This window comes from Pacificoceanicola algae, assembly GCF_049341065.1.
Classification (GTDB): Bacteria; Pseudomonadota; Alphaproteobacteria; order Rhodobacterales; family Rhodobacteraceae; genus Pacificoceanicola.
Map to the genome: position 1 here is coordinate 177,119 of NZ_JBMPIX010000005.1, position 20,243 is coordinate 197,361.

Sequence of the window (20,243 nt, forward strand, 5' to 3'; positions counted from 1 at the left end):
AGGACATGGGGCTGACCTTTGCCAAAGCCTTTGATCAGGTGCGGCAATCGGGGTTTCGGAGCATCAATGTCACATACCCCGAAAAGGAACTGGTGACCTCAAAGGTGATGGTGGCCGACCCGCTGATGCGCGCCATCGGAACCGTTAAAGCCGTGGTTTTTGAGGTTGATGGCCCAAAGGGTATTAACACCGGTTACAGCGGTTTCATGAACGCCTACCTGGCCGGACAAGGGACCGCCAATCCCGGCAAAGCCTGCCAGATGGGAACGGGCGGCGTCGGCAAGGCGACGCGTAGCGCGCCCCACCAATTCTGGCCAGTTTTTCAAGGACTGTAACCGACGTCTCTCACTGTGATTACGTCGGCGGTGAATTTGTAGCCAACGCCACGGATCGTCTTGATCAATCGCGGGGTGGCAGGGTCACGCTCGATCTTCTTGCGAAGGCGGGCGACCTGATTGTCGATGGTACGATCAAGCGGGCTCCAATCCGTGCCGCCGATCAGATCCATCAGCTGATTGCGGGACAAGGCATGTTTGGGCCGTTCAATAAAAGCGCTGAGCAGCCTGAATTCGCCGCTGGTCAGCCCGCAATCGAGACCATCGCGGTCCCGCAGCTCCATTCGGTCGAGATCGGCGGTCAATCCATCGAACACCAAGCGCCGTTTGACTTCTCTGGCGGGCGCGGCGGGCGGAGTTGCCGTTGGAGTTGAACGGCGCAACACGCTGCGGACGCGGGCGATCAACTCGCGGATGTGAAAGGGCTTTGTGATATAGTCATCGGCCCCAAGTTCCAGACCGACAACCCGGTCGATGACATCGTCCTGACCCGTAACCATGATCAGCGGCACTTGCGACGTGGCGCGGATTTCGCGTGCGATGGACAGGCCATTATCAGCCCCCAACCGAATATCCAGCATAACAAGCCCCGGCGCGCTACTGCGCAATTGGTGCATCGCTTCTGCAGCCGTCGTGGCTTCGAGAACGGAAAACCCTTCGGCTTCGAACACTTCGCTCAGAAGGGATCGAATTTTCGGATCGTCATCGACAATCAGAACGCGGGTTTTCGACATTTTCGGCTTTTTTCTTATCTGATTACGCAGTTACAAAATGATACAAATCTCCTTCTTGGAATACTACGCAGAATTACATCGCTCGCCCAAGTTGATCTTTGGAGTTGAGTGGAGATCTGCCAAATGTACGTCACGATTCCCTCTGCGCATGGCGCGCCCGTGCTGCGTATCAGCCAGCCAAAGCGACGATTCAGATCAGCCGAGGCGCGTTTCAAGGCGGGGGATTACCTCTACTTTGAAGGTGATCAGGTGCAGTATGTCTATGAGGTGAAAATCGGTGTTCTGCGTCTGACCCGGCTGCTGGAAGATGGCCGCAGGCAAGTGATTTCGTTTGGCTATCCCGGCGATATCGTTGGTTTTCCTTCGGGTGGGCTGCACCACACCGATTGCGATGTTTTGGTCGATACACGGGTTGTGCCCTACAGCCGTGCGGCGCTTGAGGATGGCACGCAAGACCCACAGTTGCATCACGATCTGCTTCAGGCCGCGCTGAGCGAGATTAGCGCGATGCAGGATCATTTCCTGATGCTGGGCCGCAAGTCCGCCGCCGAGCGGGTTGCCTCGTTCTTGTGCGCGTTGTCCGAACGTGTCGGGCAGCGGCTGGGGCAATATCGGCAGGTTGATCTGCCGATGAGCAGGGCGGATATCGCCGACTTTCTGGGGCTGACGACCGAAACGGTCAGCCGTAGTCTGACACAGCTGCGCAAGGCGAAGGTCATCGCCATCGACAATATTCATACGGTGGTCATCCTGCGCCCTCAGGCCCTTCTGGGGCTGTCGGTGGGGCACAAGGAAGGGTAACACCCCGGATCGTTCTGATCCGTCTGGCTAGCAAGTGTTTGATCTCAGTCTGATGGGGTTCCTCTGGGCAGGGAAGGCAGTAGTGCCCGCGTGATTGCGCCAACCCCGACAAGCACCAGCGTATAGTTCACCACCCAGCCGAAGAAGGGGATGAAGTTCAGCACGGCAATCAACGTGAGGGCAGCGGCAAAGATCAGCAATCGCGTAACATTTCCGGGCTGCGCGTCACCACCAAAGCCCGTCCAGATGCGCATGGCAACGGCATAGGCCCCCAGCGCATAGCCCAGTATCCACGCCACCACGATGGCCAGAAGCGCGATGGGAACCAAGGGCAGCCCGATGATGGTCAACCCGGCGATCGGCACCATGCCGAACAACACCGAAAGCCCGATCCCCCCCAGCAGCAGGCTCTTGCCCGGCGCCCGTGCCGCGTTGGCGCGCAGCTGCTCGAGCCGCTTGGGCATGAACCCCAGCGCCAGCATCGCAAGGGCGACAAAGAACAGCAAAGACACCACAAAGCCGAACAGGACCGAGCCAAAACCGGGCATGGCTGGCATATGGTCCATGTCGCGCATGTCGGCCATGTTTTCCCAGAACTCGTGCGGCTGTAGCCTTTCAAAGATCACGCGGTCGGCAGGGGCGACCGTGCCCGGCACGGTCACCGGATCTTCGGTGCCATAGGTCAACTGTCCCATGACCTTGGCCTGCGGACCAAAGCTGAGTGATTGGGCATAGATCCGGGCATCGCCCGAAACCACCGCGTTCAGCAGCACGTTTTGCCCGGTCGCCATCAGCGCGCCTGATATCGGTCCTTCGATGGTGACGGTTCGACCCAGCAAACGGGCATTGCCGCCGACCTCGGCCATGGGATCGGTCCGCACTGTCATGCCGATGGCAGAAAGATCTTCCCCGACCGCGCCCAGAACCGTGACCACGGCGCCCATGGCGTACAGGTCTTGCCCGGTGGCAGTGCTGATTAACAGATCCATCCCGGCGACATGCAGATCGCCTTTGGTCGTGCCGCGTGCCACGGCGGTCTGCCCGGCCAGAAACACATCGCCGGGCGCATCCAAGGTTTCGAGCAGGGTGTCACCGCCGATGAACAGATCAGTGCCAGACTGCGTACTGGTCATGTCCGCCATCGCGGGCAGACCCGGCAAAAGCGCCGTGATCAGGCAGAGTGCGTAACGTGAAAGGGACATTCTACGCTCCTGTGGTCCGGGGTTGGTAATGACGGGATTCTAGCTCTGGTCGCGGCGGCGGGATTGATCGTTATCAATCGGGTTCGGCGGCAGAGAGCTATTCTGGCAATATCCGATGGCCGATTGGGCCAACATCGCCATTCAGGGGCTCTTGCCCAAAGAGGGATCGGAGGGACGGATGACGCTCAAGACCATTCTGGTCTGTCTGACCACCGTGGAACATGCCGCAACGCTGTTGAAACTGGCTGTTCCATTGGCGCGCAGGCACAACGCCCATCTGCTGGGGCTACACACGCTCGAAGCGCTTCTGGTCTATCCGTCGATAGCCATGCACATTCCGGAACCGGCCTTCATCGAATTCACGACCAGCCAGCGCGAAGAAGCCGCGCAGATCGAAGCGATCTTTTCCAAGCACACAAAGAACGAGGATTTCCCCAGCGAATGGCGGCTTCTCAAAGCTGAATCTGCCACCGCCTCGGATCGGATGGTGGACTGCGCGCGGGCCTGCGATCTGGTGATCATGGGGCAGGAGGACCGCGACGCTGACCGCTATGACCAGCGCCGTGCGCAATCTTTGGTGATCCGCGACAGCGGTCGGCCGGTGATCGTGGTGCCAACAGGGTATGACGGCCCGCCGGTGGGCGACAATATCCTGCTGGGTTGGAGCAACACGCGCGAGGCGGCGCGCGCCGCGCATGATCTGACGCTGGTCGCGGGGCAGGGGGCCAAGGTTACGGTTCTACGTGTCATTGACCGGATCATGGACGAACTCTCCGACGCCGAGGCGATAGATCTCGCCGCCATGTACGACCGCCACGGCCTGAAGGTCGAGTTGCAGCACCGCGAGAACGGCGGAGACGGCATTGCCGCGTTGCTTGGGCGCTATGCCTTTGAAAAGGGCTCCGATCTGATCGTGACCGGGGCCTTTGGTCATTCGCGTGCCTATGACTTTGTACTGGGGGCCACCAGTCACGCCTTGCTGCGCGATGCCCGTTTGCCAGTGATGTTCAGCAAATGATCTGCCTGTGATTGCATTGATGCGGATCAAGAGCAGGCGCGCACTTGACCGTTAGACTAGGCCAATCAGATCAGGGAGAGTGCCATGCCGGACTATGTGATCAATCTGCGGGATGTCGTCCGCAGCGACGTGCCTTTGGTGGGGGGCAAGAACGCCTCGCTTGGGGAAATGATCGCGACTTTGGGGCAAAAGGGCATTGCCGTGCCGCCGGGGTTTGCCACCACGGCAGAGGCCTATCGGGCCTATCTGGCGCAGAACGATCTGACCGACCGGATCGCGGTGGCCATGGCCCGGCTTGAAGATGGCAAGGCGACCCTGGCGCAGACCGGCAAGGCAATCCGCGCGATGATCCTTGAGGGTGATTGGCCTGCCTCGGTGGCCCCGCTGATCAAGTCGTTTTACGCCGAGCTGAGCCAGTTGGCCGGGGTGGACAATCTGCCGGTTGCCGTGCGCTCCAGCGCCACCGCCGAAGACTTGCCGGAAGCCAGTTTCGCAGGCCAGCAAGAGACCTTTCTGAACGTGCGCGGAGAAGCGGCTTTGCTGGACGCCTGTCGGCGCTGTTATGCCTCGCTGTTCACCGACCGGGCAATTTCCTATCGCCAGACCATGGGCTTTGCGCATGAACAAGTGGCGCTGTCGATTGGCGTGCAGCAGATGGTCCGCTCGGACACGGGCGGGTCGGGGGTGATGTTTTCCATCGACACTGAAACCGGCTGTCCCGATGTGGTGTTGATCAACGCCGCATGGGGGCTGGGCGAAAACGTGGTGCAGGGCGCGGTCAGCCCGGACGAATATCAGGTTTACAAGCCGTTTCTGGACAATCGGGCGTTGACCCCGATCATCGAAAACCGGCTGGGCGAAAAGAAGATCAAGATGGTCTATGGCAGCGGCGGCACCACCCGCAACGTGCCGACTTCCAAGGCCGAGCGCGCGGCGCATGTGCTGAGCGATCCCGAGATCCTTGAACTGGCGCGGATGGCCAAGGTGATCGAAGACCACTACGGCCAACCGATGGATATGGAATGGGCGCGCGATGGCGAAACCGCCAAGCTGTATATCGTGCAAGCCCGTCCAGAAACGGTGCAATCGCGCAAGACCGGCGGCGCGCTGCGCAGCTATACCGTCAAGAACCCGGGACGTGAGATTCTGCGCGGGCTGAGCGTCGGGGCCGCTGCGGTGGCGGGTCGGACCTGTTTCATCGAAAGCGCCGCGGATATCGACCAGTTCATCGACGGCTCAATCCTTGTGACGCCGACGACTGACCCCGATTGGGTCCCGATCATGAAGCGCGCCGCCGCCATCGTGACGGATCACGGCGGGCGCACCTCGCACGCGGCGATTGTCAGCCGCGAACTGGGCATGCCCGCGATTGTCGGCACCGGAAATGCCACCCATGTGCTGCACGATCAGCAGGATATTACCGTGTCCTGCGCCGAAGGCTCGGACGGGGTGATTTACGAAGGTCTGGCCGAGATCGAGACCACCGAGCAAAGCATGGACGACTTGCCCGAAACCCGGACTCAGGTGATGCTGAACCTCGCCAATCCGTCGGCTGCGATGCGCTGGTGGCGCTTGCCAGCCAAGGGGGTGGGCCTTGCCCGGATGGAATTTGTGGTCAATGCAGCGGTCAAGGTGCACCCAATGGCGCTGGCGTGCTTTGATCAGGTGACGGACAAGGACGCGCGCGCCGAGATCGAGACTCTGACAAAGGGCTATGACGATAAGCGCCAATATTTCATCGACCATCTGGCGCTGGGACTGTCGCGGATCGCCGCTGTCATGCATCCAAGACCAGTGATCGTGCGGATGAGCGATTTCAAGACCAACGAATACGCCGACCTGTTGGGCGGGCGCGATTTCGAGCCGCACGAGGAAAACCCGATGATCGGCTTCCGCGGGGCCTCACGTTATTATTCGGACAGTTACCGAGAAGGGTTTGCGATGGAATGCCGCGCGATTGCCAAGCTGCGCGGGCAGATGGGTTTTGACAATGTGATCGTGATGATCCCCTTCTGCCGGACCCCGGAAGAGGCCGACAAGGTGCTGGCTGTCATGGCCGAAAACGGTTTGGCGCGCGGCGAAAACGGCCTTGAGGTCTATGTCATGTGCGAAATCCCCTCGAACGTGATCCGCGCGGCGGAATTTGCCCAACGGTTCGACGGGTTCTCGATCGGGTCCAACGATCTGACGCAGCTGACACTGGGCATCGACCGCGATTCCGAGGCTTTGGCGGGCATTTTCAGCGAAAGCGACCCGGCGGTTCTGTGGATGATCGAACATGTGATCGCCGAAGCGCACAAAGCCGGGGTCAAGATCGGCTTTTGTGGTCAAGCGCCCAGCAACAACCCCGATTATGCGCGCACATTGGTGGGGTTCGGGATCGATTCGATCTCGGTCACGCCGGACAGTTTCCTCAAGGTGCTGCACAACGTGGCCGCAGCCGAGGGTTAGGGCGCGCTCTGGTTGCGCTCCATCATGGCCAGCCGCATCACAGCGGCCAAAATAGCCTGCGCCAGAGCCGGAGAACGGCCCGCACCTATCATGCTGTCTTCGTCGAAGGCATCGGTTTCGCGCAGGCTACAGCGCCAGTGACCATCACGGTCGTTGGCGCGGCCGTGCAGGCTGATCACCCAGTTCGGATAGGCCTCGTCGGCGATGTGGATCGCCTCTTGGGTATTGCCAAGGTTTTCCGGCGTGCCGCGTCTTTTGTCAAATCGGTCTTTCAGAAGAAAGGCCAGCGCGTGGCCGACACCGTCAAGCTCGGCCACGCTAAGGTCTGTGCGGGTTTCAAGCAGGTTGAGCAGCAGGTCAAGTTCTTGGTCGTTCAGTGTCATGGCGTCACCTCAAGGTTGGGTCGCCCCAATCTTGCCCCGGATGCCGCTTCGCGCTTTGACAAATGTCATTCGTGGCGCAGGGCGTCTATCGGGTTCAGCCGCGCGGCGCGGCGCGCCGGGAAATAGCCAAAGATCACGCCAATGGCGGCGGAAAAGGCAAAGGCCAGCAGGATGATCTGCGGATCGGGGCGAAACGGCACAGACAGCAAATTGGCCCCCAACAGGCCAAAGCCAAGCCCGACGCAGATGCCAATCAGCCCGCCGAACAGCGATAGAATGATTGCCTCGACCAAAAATTGCAGCAGCACCTGACGGGCCTGTGCGCCGATGGCCAGCCGAATGCCGATCTCGCGCGTACGCTCGGTTACGGACACCAGCATGATATTCATGATCCCGATGCCACCAACCAGCAGGCTGACGGCAGCGACGGCGGACAAAAGCCCGGTCAGGATATCCGTGATCCCGGTCAGCATGGTGGCGATCTGCTTCATGTCCATGACGGTAAAATCGTCTTCTTCACCCGGGCCGATGCGGCGGATATCGCGCATGGCGGCCTCGATCTCGAGCTTGGCGCGATCAGTGTCGACACCTTCACGCACCGCCATGATCATCAGGCCAACGTCCGTGTTGCCAGCGATGCGGCTTTGAAAACTGCGCAGCGGCATGATGACAAAATCATCCTGATCGCTGCCAAAGGTCGAGGCGCCTTTGGATTTGGTCAGGCCGATGATTTCGCAGGACAGGGTTTTGATGCGGATCTCCTCGCCCAGCGGGTTCGAGGTGCCGAACAGCTGCTTGCGCACGGATTCACCAATCACGCAGACGGGTTTGCCGGATTTCAGCTCGGTCACGTCGAAGAAACGGCCAAGGGCCACCTCCCATTGCGCGGCGGTGAAATAGCGGTTGTCGGTGCCGATCACATCGGTGCGCCGGTTTTCATTGCCAAAGATGACACGCGCACGGGTCGTGCTTGTCGGGGCAGAAACCTCGACGATGGCCAGTTGTTCTTCGAGAATGTCGTTCATGCGCTGGGTAAAGCTTGAGGCCGAGATGCCCGTTGGCCCGCCCCCCATGGCATCCTGCCCGGGGATCACCATCAGCATGCGGCTGCCCAGCTTTTCGACGTCTGCTGTCACCTGTTCGGTTGAGCCCTGTCCGATGGTGACCATGGCGATCACCGCGCCGACGCCGATCACAATGCCAAGCACCGTCAGGAGCGAACGCAGCCCGTTGCGCAGAATCGCCTGCACCGCCAGCCTAATGGTTTCCAACAGCATGTCAGGCCGCCTTTTCTGTTGGGCTGTCGCTTTCAATCTGGCCATCTACCATCCAGATCAGGCGACGGGCATAAGCGGCCATATCCGACTCGTGCGTGACCATGACGATGGTCAGTCCGTCGTCCTGATTGAGCTTTTGCAGCAGGTCCATGATCTCGGCGGACAGCTTTGTATCAAGGTTGCCGGTGGGTTCATCGGCAAGGATCACCTTCGGGTTGCCTGCCAGCGCCCGGGCGATGGCGACGCGCTGTTGCTGACCGCCCGACAATTCCGGAGGGCCATGATCCGCGCGATGTTCCAGCCCGACTTTCGCCAGCGCCTCAATCGCCATGGCGTGACGCCGGGCGCGGGGCAGGCCCTTGTAGATCAGCGGCAGTTCGACATTGTGCAGCGCCGAGGTGCGTGGCAGCAGGTTATACCCCTGAAAGATGAACCCCAGATAGTGACGGCGCAAAAGGGCACGCTGATCACGGCTGAGCCCCGCCACCTCGACCCCGGAAAAGTGGTAAGTTCCCGAGGTTGGCGCATCGAGACAGCCAATCACATTCATCGCCGTCGATTTGCCCGATCCGCTGGGCCCCATGATGGCAACGAATTCGCCCGCGTCGATATCGAGGTCGATGTCCTTGAGCGCATGAACGGCAATCTCGCCGCTGCCGTAGGTGCGGGTGATGCCGCGCAGGCGGATCAGGGGCATATCATCGGGGGCGGGTTCAGCCATCGCTTTGGTCCGTGATCACCAGATCACCCGCTTTCAGATCACCCTCAAGAATTTCGGTCAGGCGGCCATCACTTTGCCCGGCGCGAATGGCGATTTCCTGCGGGCTGCCATCGCGCAACACCCACAGGGTCTTGGCGTCGCCCACTGCATTGCCGGCGTTATGGTCGGGGATCAGCATCCCCAAAAGGCCGCTGCGCTCTTGGTCTTCGACCGGCGCGGCGGGGGGCGCATAGCGCAAGGCGGCATTTGGCACCGTCAGCGCCTGCGCAATCTGCGCCACGGTGACATCGGCGGTGGCGGTCATTCCGGGGCGCAGCGACATGTCCGAGTTATCAATGGCCAGAATCGCCTTGTAGCTGACCACCCCGTCGATGGTTTCGGGGGCAAAGCGGATTTCCGTGATCTTTGCGGGAAAGATGCGATCGTCATAGGCGTCAACGGTGAATTCAGCGGTATTGCCCACCTTTGTGCGGCCAATGTCGGCCTCATCGATATAGACCTGAAGCTCCATCTTGGTCAGGTCTTCGGCGATGGTGAACAGCACCGGCGCTGACAGTGAGGCAGCAACAATCTGCCCGGCATCGACGGACCGGCTGAGCACGACACCGTCGATCGGCGAACAGATACAACCCTTTTCCAGCTCGGCCTGATGCAGGTCCAGATCGGCTTCGGCCAATGATCTGTCAGCGATGGCAGATTGCAGCTCGGCCTGAGCACGGATGAAGGCGGTCTTTTGCGTCACAAGGGTTTGGTGCGCGGACACGCCGCGTTCCTCAAGGCTCTGGGCCGTCTGATATTTCTCGCGCGCCTCGTCGAGCGTGGCGGTGGCCATGGCAACGCGGGCAATGGCGCTGTCCAGCCCCGCCTTGGCCACGGCCAATTGCGCCTCGAGCTTGGTCGTGTCGAGTTCAGCCAGAATGGTGCCTTTGGACACGGTGTCGTTAAAGTCGACGTTGACCCGGCTTAGCGTGCCCGACAACTCGGATGAGATTTCCACCAGATTGGTCGGCTCGACCGTGCCGGTGGCGGTGACGGTGACACGCAGATCGGCGGTGGCGGCCTGAGTGGTGGTATAGCTCACGCCTTTGTCCGCGGTGGCCGAGGTCCACCACCAAAGCCCCGACGCAACAAGGCCTGCGACCACGATCAGGCTGATCGCCCAGCCGGGCAAGCGCGCCCTGCTTTTGGTCAAGCCAAGGGTCTCAGCGACGTCTTGAGGGGTGTCGGGCATGGGTTTGTTTACCAGCATTCACGAAAGGTTCGCTGCACCGTAGCGAAAAACGCCGCGCCGCAAACTGATCAATATCAAATGCGTCGCTGAGGCTTGGTGGCATGATTGCTCACGAGGCCGGGAGGGGGAACAAGATGGATCAGCAGATCATTCGCAAGACAGCCGAGACGGCCAGGCGGGCCAATATGCCGGACTATGACGCGTCGCGCGCAAGCTTTAGTTGGGAGGAAGCACGTGCCCTGCTGGATGGACTTGGCGGCGGGTTGAACATCGCACACGAGGCGATCGACCGGCATGTGGCCGCGGACCGCGGCGATCAGGTCGCGCTGCGGTGGTTGGGTAAATCCGGTGAGCGTGTCGATTTCACCTATGCCCAGCTTCAGGCGCGCGCCAACCGCTTTGCCAATGTGTTGCGCACGCAGGGGATCGGGCGCGGCGACCGGGTCTATTCTTTGCTGGGCCGGGTGCCGGAATTGTATATCGCCGTGCTGGGAACGCTGAAGGCAGGGGCGGTGTTCTGCCCCTTGTTTTCCGCCTTTGGCCCCGAACCGATCCAGTCACGGCTCGAGATCGGCGGCGGCAATGTCGTTGTCACCTCGGCCCGGTTGTACAAGCGCAAGCTTAAGGGTGTGCGCGACAGCCTGCCCGAATTGCGTAAAGTCTTCCTGATCGACGGCGCCGAAGAGGGCTGCGAAAATCTGGGCGCTTTGATGGAAGGTGCTTCGGACCAGTTCAAGACCGAAGTGATGGACCCCGAAGACCCGGCTTTGCTGCATTTCACCTCGGGCACCACGGGGAAACCGAAAGGCGTGCAGCACGTTCATATGGCGGTGGTTGCGCATCACACCACCGGGAGGATCGCCTTGGACCTGCGCCCCGGTGATACATATTGGTGCACCGCCGATCCCGGTTGGGTCACCGGCACCTCTTATGGGATCATCGCGCCGCTGACCAACCGCGTGACGATGATCGTCGACGAGGCCGAGTTCGACTTTGAACGCTGGTACGGCATCCTTGAAGCCGAAAAGGTCAACGTCTGGTACACCGCGCCCACCGCCATCCGCATGCTGATGAAGGCAGGCGCCGACCCGGTGCGCGCGCATGATTTCAGCGCCCTGCGCTTTATGGCCAGCGTCGGAGAACCGTTGAACCCCGAGGCGGTGATCTGGAGCAACGAGGTCTTTGGCATGCCCTTCCACGACAACTGGTGGCAGACCGAAACCGGCGGCATCATGATTGCCAACTACGCCTGTATGGATGTCAAACCGGGGTCGATGGGCAAACCTCTGCCGGGGATCGAGGCGGGAATTGTCAATACCTCGGGCGCGGTGCTGCGCGAAGTGACCGAGTCCGGCCAAATGGGCGAACTGGCCCTGCGCCCCGGCTGGCCCTCGATGATGCGGACCTATCTGCATGAACAGGCGCGCTATGACAAATGTTTCCGCGACGGTTGGTATCTGTCGGGCGATCTGGCGATGCGCGACGCGGATGGCTATTTCTGGTTTGTTGGGCGCGACAAGGACCTGATCAAAAGCAGTGGCCACCTGATCGGCCCGTTTGAGGTGGAAAGCGCCTTGATGGAGCACCCGGCGGTGGCCGAGGTCGGCGTGATCGGCGTGCCGGATGAAACTGCGGGCGAATTGGTCAAGGCCTATGTGGCGTTGAAACCGGGGTTCAAAGCCTCGGATGAGCTGCGTCTGGAGTTGATGGGCCATGCCCGGAAACGGCTGGGGCCTGCCGTGGCCCCCAAGGACATCGCCTTTCGCACCAACCTGCCCAAGACGCGCAGCGGCAAGATCATGCGCCGCCTCCTGAAAGCGCGCGAGTTGGGCCTGCCCGAGGGCGATATCTCGACCCTGGAAAGTGATGAGACATGACCAGCACCAAACCCCGTCTTGACCACGACCATATTCGCGCCCTGTTGCACGGCATGATCCGCATTCGCCGGTTCGAGGACAAATGCGCCGAGCTTTACACCCAGCAGAAAATTCGCGGCTTTTTGCACCTGTATGACGGAGAAGAAGCGATTGCAGCGGGGATCATCCCTGTTCTGCGCGGGCAGGATCGCGTCGTTGCGACCTACCGCGAACATGGCCATGCGCTGGCCCGCGGCGTGCCGATGAACAGCATTCTGGCCGAGATGTACGGCAAGGCCGAGGGCTGCGCCCTGGGGCGCGGCGGCTCGATGCACCTGTTCAGTGCAGAGCATAATTTCCATGGTGGCAATGCGATTGTCGGGGGCGGTTTGCCGATGGCCGTGGGGCTTGGCCTTGGCGACAAGATGGCGGGCAGCGACGCGGTAACCGCATGTTTCTTTGGCGAAGGCGCCGTGGCCGAGGGCGAATTCCACGAGGCACTGAACCTTGCCGCGCTCTGGGGTACGCCGGTTTTGTTTGTTTGCGAAAACAACGGCTATGCCATGGGCTCGGCGCTCGCGCTGACTGAATCCCAAACGCAAATCGCCACCAAGGCCGCAAGTTACGACATCGCGACGGAAACCGTTGATGGCATGGATGTTGTCGCCATCGAAGTGGCGGCGCGGCGGGCGCTGGCTGCAATTGCCGAGACGGGCAAACCCTATTTTCTTGAGTGCAAGACCTACCGATTTCGCCCGCATTCGATGTTCGATGCTCAACTGTACCGCACAAAAGAGGAAATCGCCGAGTGGCGTGCCAAAGGGCCGATCGTGCGCTTCCAGACTTGGGCTCAGGAAAACGGGCTGTTACATGCGGACGACATCGCCGGGATCGAAGCCGAGGTGGACCGCGAAATCGCCGAAGCGGTCAGATTTGCCGAGGCAGGCACAGATGAGCCGATCGCCGATCTGGGGCGTTTTGTCATGGCCCCGGAACGCCCCGCCGCGCCGCAGGTTGCGGCCGCAGGAAAGATGATCAAAACAACCTACCGAGAGGCGGTCAAGGCCGGGATCGTCGATGCCATGACGCGCGACGACCGCGTGTTCCTGATGGGCGAGGATGTTGGCCATTACGGCGGCTGCTACGCGGTCAGCAAGGGCTTGCTCGACCAGTTCGGTGCCGAGCGCATCCGCGACACACCCCTGTCAGAATCCGGATTTACCGGCGCGGGGATAGGCGCCTCGATGGCCGGGATGCGCTCGATTGTTGAATTGATGACGGTGAATTTCTCACTGCTGGCGCTGGACCAGATCCTGAACACCGCCGCATCGCTGCGCCACATGTCAGGCAACCAGTTTGGCGTGCCTGTGGTCATCCGTATGGCCACCGGCGCAGGCAAACAACTGGCCGCGCAACATTCGCATTCTCTGGAGGGATGGTACGCCCATATCCCCGGCCTGCGGGTTCTGGCCCCCGCGACGCTGGAGGACGCGCGCGGGATGCTGTGGACTGCGCTGCAAGACCCCGACCCGGTTTTGATCTTTGAAAACGTCATGCTGTACAACGTCGAAGGGGAACTGGCCGAAAATGCAGGCCCTGTTGATATAGACCGCGCCGTGGTGCGGCAGGCGGGCGATGATGTGACGCTGATCACCTATGGCGGATCGCTGGCCAAAACTCTCGCGGCGGCGCAGGAACTGGGGCAGGGCGGCGTGACTTGCGAGGTGATCGACCTGCGTTGCCTGAGACCTCTGGATATGGACACGATCCTTGCTTCGGTCGCCAAGACGCACCGCGCCCTGATTGTCGACGAGGGCTGGAAAAGTGGGTCGCTGGCGGCGGAAATCGGAATGCGACTGGCGGAAGAAGCGTTCTTTGACCTTGACGCACCCTTGGCCCGCGTCTGCAGCGAAGAGGTGCCCATTCCCTATGCCGCCCATCTGGAACAGGCTGCGATCCCGCAGGTCGGCAAGATCGTGGCGGCGGTCAAAGTCATGATGGAGGCAAAGCCATGAGCGCATTCTTGATGCCGTCTCTGGGGGCGGATATGGAGGCCGGAACGCTGGTCGAACAATTGATCGCAGCGGGCGATCCGGTGAAACGGGGCGACGTGATCGGCGCCGTCGAAACGCAGAAAGGCGTGATCGAGATCGAGGCCTTCGAGACCGGCGTGCTGACCGAATGGCTGGTCACTCTGGGCACCGAAGTCCCCGTCGGCACGCCTTTGGCCATGATCCGGACGGGCGCGCAGGATGAGCCCGAGCCGGACGAGCCACTTGAACCGGATGAGCCGGAAACCGAGCCGCCAGAATTGCCCGAGCCAGAAGAGCCGATACCCGATGAACCGATTCCCGAAGATCCGCCCTATGAGGATCCTGGCCCGAGTGAGCCGATCCCGGAAATGCCAACCTATGATCCGCAAATGCGGCTGCGCATCACCCCTGCCGCCCGCCGCTTGGCCGCGCAACGCGGCGTCGATCCCGCGACGCTGAGGCTGCCAGAGGGTCGGGCGATTACCCGGGCCGACATACTTGGAATGGCACCTACGACCAAACCGCCACCGCCATCGGACATGCGCGCGGCGATTGCCGCTGCCATGTCGCGATCAAAACGCGAAATCCCGCATTACTACCTGGCACATATGGTTGACCTGACCGTGGTGGATGGTTTTGTCACCGCGTTGAACAAGGATCGTCCGCCCGAAAACCGCATTCTTCTGGGTGCGGCAATGGCCAAAGCCGTGGCCCTTGCGCTGAAGAAATACCCTGAATTCAACGGCCACAACGAAGACGGGCTCTTTACCCCCAGCAAGCCCGTTCATCTTGGACTGGCCATCAATATCCGCGGCGGCGGGCTTGTTGCGCCAGCGCTGTTCGATGCGCAGAACAAAACGCTGGAGGCTCTGATGCAGGACATGAGCGATCTGGTCACCCGCGTGCGCGCCGGACGGTTCCGGGCGCGTGAATTGTCTGACGCCACGATCACCCTGACATCGCTTGGCGATCGCGGTGTGGATGAACTGTACGGCGTGATCTATCCGCCCCAAGTTGCCATTGTCGGGGTTGGCACACCGCGCCTTTACCCGATGATCGAGGCGGGGCAGGTGGCCCCAAGGCTCGCCGCCCGCATCACGCTTGCCGCCGATCACCGCGTCAGCGACGGCCATCGCGGCGCGCTGTTTCTCAAAGCCATCGACAAACATCTGCAAGAACCGGACACGCTATGACCCAGCCCGATATCACCGCCCTTCTGACCGAAGAATTGCACCGTATCGCCCCGGAGATTGATCTGGACGATATCGACCGCGCCGAGGACCTGCGCGAAGAACTCGACATCGACTCAATGGATTTTCTGACATTGGTGACGGCGTTGGGCAAACGTCTGGGGCTGGAGATGCCCGAAGCGGATTACGACCAGATGCGCAGCTTTGATGCCATGGTCCAATACCTGCGCGCCAAATCCGCCTGAAATCCCACCCGGAGGTACGCCACGGCAACCAATGCCCAGCCGTTGAATGTGGGCGGCGTGTTTCCAAGAGTTTTGCGCCAAAGCCTGAAGGCAGAACTGAGTACCGGGGCGGGTTCAAGTCTGATCCGGGCAATCGCGCCGGTCTTGACCCGGATCAAGACGCCTCAACGCGAATTGCGCCATTCTGGCGGAACACACCAATGAAAGCAGGCCCCATATGAAACGCCTTCTTCTGCTGTTCCCCATGCTGGCCATGGGCTGTTCCATCCAAGGCCCCGAAGCCGGGCGCGTGCTGTATCAGGAAAACTGCGCCACCTGTCATGGTGCCAAGGGGCGTGGTGACGGCCCCTCTGCTGCCAATCTCAGAACGCCGCCCGCTGACCTGACCAAGATCTCTGCGCGCCGGGCCGGTGTCTGGCCGATGCTCGAGGTCATGTCGATTGTCGATGGCTATTCGCGCCAGACCCTGCGGCGCGACGAGATGCCGATCTTCGGCGACTTTCTTGACGGCGATCTGGTGAAATTCGACACCGGGAATGGCGTGATGACACCCACCCCTGCCAAGCTGATTGCCATGGTCAACTATCTTGAAACGCTGCAAGACCCCGCGCCGACGGACTATGTACCCTAAATTTCTGCGCTGCGGTGCCCGATTGCAATTTTACGCTGTCTGCTGTCCTCGAAAGGCTGGCGTCGTCAGTCGACTCGTCGCGCCTGAGCCCGCAGATTGACGCGCAAGGGATCGGTCCCCATCATACGCGGCATTGTTTGCCGTTAGATCGGAGCCATTGGTCCATGCCCGAAACCGCCAGAGACCTTGGCTTTTTCCACACCCTGCTGGAGGCCTGCGTCGATGCGGTGATCGTTTCAGATGACACGGGTTCGATCCTGCGCACCAATCCCGCCGCCGCCGAACTTTTTGGGTATAGCGCAATTGAAATGCAGGGCCAAAAGGTCGATATGCTTATGCCGAAGGCCATGGCGCGGCATCACGCGGGTTTCATGCGGCATCATTTGGACACCGGTGAAACCCGGATCATCGGCACCGGACGCGACGTTGAAGGGATGCGTAAGGATGGCAGCCTGTTCCCCCTGCACCTCTCCGTAGGCCGCACGGATGTTGAAGGGCAGATCTATTTCGTCGCGATCCTGCACGATCTGACGCGGCAGAAAACGGCGCAGCGCGCGCTCGAACGCTCGCAGCGGCTGGACGCCATCGGCCAGATGACGGGCGGCATCGCGCATGATTTCAACAATCTTCTGACCGTGATCATCGGCAACCTCGAACTGCTCGAAATGCGCGGAGGAGGCGATGACAAACAACAGGCGCTGGTGCGCGACGCGCTGGCCTCGGCCGAGTTGGGGGCGGACCTGATCCGGCAACTGATGGTTTTTGCCCGACAAAGCCACCTGCGCCCGGTTGAGGCCGATCTGGGCGCGGTCTGCCGTGAAACGCTGGCCATCCTCAAAGGAACACTTGGCGAGGCCTATACCATCAAGACGCTGATCGCGCCAAATCTGCACCCGGTGCTGGTCGATACCGCGCAGCTTCAATCGGCATTGGTCAATCTGGCTCTCAACGCGCGCGACGCCATGCCAAACCGAGGCGAGCTGCTGATTTCCATCGAAAACGTGACCATTGACGACAGCTATATGGCACAGGAAACCCATGTGGCGATGGGCGATTACCTGCGTGTCAGCGTCAGCGACAACGGCATCGGCATGTGTGCCGAAACCCAACTGCGCGTGTTTGAGCCGTTTTTTACAACCAAAGCCTCCAGCGGCGGCACCGGTCTGGGGCTGGCAATGGTCTATGGCTTTGTGCGCCAGTCTGGCGGTCATATTGCGCTGTACAGCGAGCCCGGCCATGGCACGACCTTCAGCATGTATTTTCCTGTGCACCAAGGCTCTGAGACCGGTCAGCCGTTGGACAAGACCTTTGAGGTGGCAGAACTTCCTCATGGCAAGGGCGAGCATATTCTGGTGGTCGAGGATAATCCTCAGGTCCGCGGCTTTGCCGTCGCTCGGCTCAGAGAGCTTGGTTACCGCACGTCCGAAGCCGGGTCCGGCGACCAAGCCTATGAAATGCTGACATCGGGTTTGCAAGTGGACCTGCTGTTTTCTGACCTCGTGATGCCAGGCCTTCTGAACGGTTATGATCTCGCGCAGCGCGTGGCCCGGGAGTTGCCGCAAATCAAGGTGCTGCTAACCTCTGGCTATGCCAGCGATGTGGTCGCCGCAAAGAACCAGCTTTCCGGCAATACCGCTATCCTGCACAAGCCCTATCACCATGCCGAACTGGCCCGCCGTATTCGCGCGCTCTTGCATCACGATAACGATAACGACGTCGCCTGAATCGACTGAAACCCGGCTGCCGCCCCTTGACCTTCCAGCAACTGGAATCCCCATATCAACGGTCCAATTACTTTCCGAGTGAAAGGACAACCCATGGCTGAGGAACAACACAGCGCGACACAGTCGATCACCCGCGACCCGGTTTGCGGCATGACTGTCGATCCTGACGCGCGCAAACCGCAGGCGAAGCACAAAGGGCATACTTATCATTTCTGCTCGGACAGGTGCCGCGACAAGTTCAAGGCCGATCCTGAACGCTACTTGAGCGAAAGTGCAAAGCCCGAGCCCATGCCTGAAGGAACCAAATACACTTGCCCCATGCACCCCGAAATCGTGCGCGACCACCCCGGAGACTGTCCCAAATGCGGCATGGCGCTGGAGCCGATGACGCCATCTGCGGACAGCGGACCCAACCCCGAATACGCTGATTTCCAACACCGGCTGATGCTCACCGCACCCCTGGCGATGGCGGTCTTTGTGCTGGAAATGGGCAGCCACATCGGCATTCCGTTCGCCGAATGGATCGGCCACACCGCCTTTGGATGGTTGCAATTCGCGCTGGCGACGCCGGTCGTCTGGATCTGCCGTGTGTTCTTCAAACGTGGTTGGGCGTCTATCGTGAACCGATCACCGAACATGTGGACGTTGATCGCGCTCGGGACCGGGGCGGCCTATCTATTTTCGATCGTCTCTTTGCTGTCGCCCGATCTGCTGCCATCGCAGATGCGCGATGGCATGGGCATGACGCCGGTGTATTTCGAGGCGACGGCAGTGATCCTAGTGCTGGTTCTGATCGGTCAAGTCATGGAACTCGCGGCCCGGGAACGCACAGGCGACGCAATCCGCGCCTTGATGGACCTTGCGCCGAAAACCGCGCGCCGGGTCGATGGCGACAGCGAAGAGGACGTGCCGTTGGACGATCTGCGAGCGGGCGACATTCTGCGTGTGCGCCCCGGCGAAAGCGTACCGGTCGATGGTGTACTGTCCGAAGGGCGGTCCTCAGTTGATGAAAGCATGATCACCGGTGAACCGGTGCCAGTCGAAAAGACAGAAGGCGATCAGGTCACCGGCGGCACGCTGAACAAATCCGGCAGCTTCCTGATGAAGGCGCAGGACGTGGGCGAGAACACGACGCTGGCCCGCATTGTGAAAATGGTTGCCAAGGCGCAGCGGTCGCGCGCGCCGATTCAGGCTTTGGCGGACCGGGTGGCCGCCTATTTCGTGCCTGCTGTGGTTGCCTCGGCCCTGCTGGCATTTGTTGCGTGGTGGGTTTTCGGACCGACGCCTGCGTTGTCTTATGCCTTTGTTGCCGCGGTCTCGGTGCTGATCATCGCGTGCCCCTGCGCGCTGGGGCTGGCAACGCCGATGTCGATCATGGTGGCAACCGGACGCGGGGCAAATGCGGGCGTACTGATCCGCGATGCCGAGGCGTTGGAACGCTTTGCCAAGGTTGACGTGCTGATCATCGACAAGACAGGCACGCTGACCGAAGGCAAGCCTTCACTGACGGATGTCGAACCCGAGGGCATGGAGGCGACCGAGTTGCTTTCGCTGGTCGCGGCACTGGAGCGCGGCTCGGAACATCCGCTGGCCGAGGCGATTGTCGCCGGGGCAGACGACCGCAATGCCCCACGCCGCGACAGCCATGACTTCGAGGCCGTAACCGGCAAAGGCGTCACAGGCACAGTAGATGGCCGCAAGGTTGCACTGGGGAATGCGGCGTTGATGCAGGATCTGGCGATCGATCTGGGCGCCTTGTCCGGCCGTGCCAAAGACATGCAGGCCGAGGCCAAGACCGCGATGTTCGTCGCGGTGGATGGCACGGCGGCGGGGATCATAGCCGTGGCCGACCAGATCAAACAAACCACGCCCGACGCGATCCGCGCTCTGCACGATTTGGGCATGCGCATCGTCATGGCCACCGGCGACGCCAAGGCGACGGCAGATGCTGTTGCGAAGGAGCTGAACATTGACGAGGTGCATGCCGAGGTCAGCCCCGAAGACAAGGGCGCATTGGTTCGGCGTCTGAAGAATGAGGGTCTGTCGGTCGCGATGGCCGGGGATGGTGTGAACGATGCACCCGCGCTGGCCGAGGCGGATGTCGGGATCGCCATGGGGACCGGTGCCGATGTCGCGGTTGAAAGCGCCGGACTGACGCTGGTCAAAGGTGATCTGGGCGGCATCGTCCGCGCCCGCAGGCTGGCCGAGGCGACCATGCGCAACATCCGCCAGAACCTGTTCTTCGCCTTTGTCTACAATACGGCGGGTGTGCCGGTGGCGGCCGGAGTGCTCTATCCGTTCATCGGCGTACTTCTGTCGCCCATCGTCGCCGCGGCAGCCATGAGCCTGTCGTCCGTCTCGGTCATCGGCAACGCATTGCGTCTGCGCACGGTCAAACTGTAAGAAGTTCC

17 protein-coding genes are annotated in these 20,243 nt (G+C 61.0%); 11 read left to right on the top strand and 6 right to left on the bottom strand.

Annotated elements, in window-relative coordinates; genetic code table 11:
- Positions 1–5 precede the first annotated feature (5 nt).
- The gene (locus ACOYQJ_RS09900; RefSeq protein WP_422905864.1) at positions 6–335 is read left to right on the top strand and encodes a hypothetical protein; all 330 of its coding nucleotides are present in this window, start codon (positions 6–8) and stop codon (positions 333–335) included.
- Here ACOYQJ_RS09900 and ACOYQJ_RS09905 read toward each other — a convergent pair.
- On the bottom strand, positions 323–1,069 hold the full coding sequence (locus ACOYQJ_RS09905; protein ID WP_422905865.1) for a response regulator: 747 nt from the start codon (positions 1,067–1,069) through the stop codon (positions 323–325). The two genes, ACOYQJ_RS09900 and ACOYQJ_RS09905, sit on opposite strands and share 13 nt — an antisense overlap.
- Positions 1,070–1,192: 123 nt before the next feature.
- Between ACOYQJ_RS09905 and ACOYQJ_RS09910 the strand changes: the two genes are divergently transcribed.
- Positions 1,193–1,870, top strand: coding sequence for a helix-turn-helix domain-containing protein (locus tag ACOYQJ_RS09910; protein ID WP_422905866.1), 678 nt, complete (start codon positions 1,193–1,195; stop codon positions 1,868–1,870).
- 44 nt (positions 1,871–1,914) lie between these two features.
- On the opposite strand, the gene ACOYQJ_RS09915 is transcribed toward ACOYQJ_RS09910, so the two are convergent.
- A complete protein-coding gene (locus ACOYQJ_RS09915) occupies positions 1,915–3,072 on the bottom strand; it encodes a DUF8173 domain-containing protein (protein WP_422905867.1) in 1,158 nt (385 codons plus the stop codon).
- A 115-nt stretch (positions 3,073–3,187) separates the two neighbouring features.
- On the opposite strand from ACOYQJ_RS09915, the gene ACOYQJ_RS09920 reads away from it, so the two are divergent.
- Both ACOYQJ_RS09920 and ppsA read left to right on the top strand, forming a co-directional pair.
- Positions 3,188–4,090, top strand: a complete 903-nt coding sequence (locus ACOYQJ_RS09920; RefSeq protein ID WP_422905868.1) for a universal stress protein — start codon at positions 3,188–3,190, stop codon at positions 4,088–4,090.
- Positions 4,091–4,174: 84 nt separating this feature from the next.
- On the top strand, positions 4,175–6,541 hold the full coding sequence (gene ppsA / locus ACOYQJ_RS09925) for a phosphoenolpyruvate synthase (RefSeq protein ID WP_422905869.1): 2,367 nt from the start codon (positions 4,175–4,177) through the stop codon (positions 6,539–6,541).
- Here ppsA and ACOYQJ_RS09930 read toward each other — a convergent pair.
- From ACOYQJ_RS09930 to ACOYQJ_RS09945, 4 genes are all read right to left on the bottom strand, one after another.
- The gene (locus ACOYQJ_RS09930) at positions 6,538–6,924 is read right to left on the bottom strand and encodes a hypothetical protein (RefSeq protein WP_422905870.1); all 387 of its coding nucleotides are present in this window, start codon (positions 6,922–6,924) and stop codon (positions 6,538–6,540) included. The two genes, ppsA and ACOYQJ_RS09930, sit on opposite strands and share 4 nt — an antisense overlap.
- Before the next feature lie 65 nt (positions 6,925–6,989).
- On the bottom strand, positions 6,990–8,201 hold the full coding sequence (locus ACOYQJ_RS09935) for an ABC transporter permease (protein WP_422905871.1): 1,212 nt from the start codon (positions 8,199–8,201) through the stop codon (positions 6,990–6,992).
- A 1-nt stretch (position 8,202) separates the two neighbouring features.
- Entirely contained in the window at positions 8,203–8,922 is a 720-nt protein-coding gene (locus ACOYQJ_RS09940) for an ABC transporter ATP-binding protein (RefSeq protein WP_422905872.1), read from the bottom strand.
- Positions 8,915–10,153, bottom strand: coding sequence for an efflux RND transporter periplasmic adaptor subunit (locus ACOYQJ_RS09945; RefSeq protein WP_422905873.1), 1,239 nt, complete (start codon positions 10,151–10,153; stop codon positions 8,915–8,917). The genes ACOYQJ_RS09940 and ACOYQJ_RS09945 overlap by 8 nt, the downstream gene beginning before the upstream one ends.
- Positions 10,154–10,287: 134 nt before the next feature.
- On the opposite strand from ACOYQJ_RS09945, the gene acsA reads away from it, so the two are divergent.
- The 7 genes from acsA (at position 10,288) to ACOYQJ_RS09980 (ending at position 20,235) form a co-directional block, all read left to right on the top strand.
- Positions 10,288–12,030 carry an acetate--CoA ligase gene (gene acsA / locus ACOYQJ_RS09950; RefSeq protein WP_422905874.1) on the top strand — a complete coding sequence of 581 codons (1,743 nt, stop codon included), beginning with the start codon at positions 10,288–10,290 and terminating at the stop codon, positions 12,028–12,030.
- Positions 12,027–14,024, top strand: a complete 1,998-nt coding sequence (pdhA, locus tag ACOYQJ_RS09955; protein WP_422905875.1) for a pyruvate dehydrogenase (acetyl-transferring) E1 component subunit alpha — start codon at positions 12,027–12,029, stop codon at positions 14,022–14,024. Before acsA ends, pdhA begins: the two co-directional genes overlap by 4 nt.
- Positions 14,021–15,235 (top strand): dihydrolipoamide acetyltransferase family protein, encoded by a 1,215-nt coding sequence (locus tag ACOYQJ_RS09960; protein WP_422905876.1) that lies wholly within the window; start codon positions 14,021–14,023, stop codon positions 15,233–15,235. Before pdhA ends, ACOYQJ_RS09960 begins: the two co-directional genes overlap by 4 nt.
- A complete protein-coding gene (locus ACOYQJ_RS09965) occupies positions 15,232–15,477 on the top strand; it encodes an acyl carrier protein (protein WP_422905877.1) in 246 nt (81 codons plus the stop codon). Before ACOYQJ_RS09960 ends, ACOYQJ_RS09965 begins: the two co-directional genes overlap by 4 nt.
- Before the next feature lie 217 nt (positions 15,478–15,694).
- Positions 15,695–16,108 (top strand): c-type cytochrome, encoded by a 414-nt coding sequence (locus tag ACOYQJ_RS09970; RefSeq protein WP_422905878.1) that lies wholly within the window; start codon positions 15,695–15,697, stop codon positions 16,106–16,108.
- Between the two features lie 164 nt (positions 16,109–16,272).
- Positions 16,273–17,832, top strand: coding sequence for a PAS domain S-box protein (locus tag ACOYQJ_RS09975; RefSeq protein WP_422905879.1), 1,560 nt, complete (start codon positions 16,273–16,275; stop codon positions 17,830–17,832).
- A 93-nt stretch (positions 17,833–17,925) separates the two neighbouring features.
- On the top strand, positions 17,926–20,235 hold the full coding sequence (locus ACOYQJ_RS09980) for a heavy metal translocating P-type ATPase (RefSeq protein WP_422905880.1): 2,310 nt from the start codon (positions 17,926–17,928) through the stop codon (positions 20,233–20,235).
- The last annotated feature ends 8 nt before the right edge of the window (positions 20,236–20,243 follow it).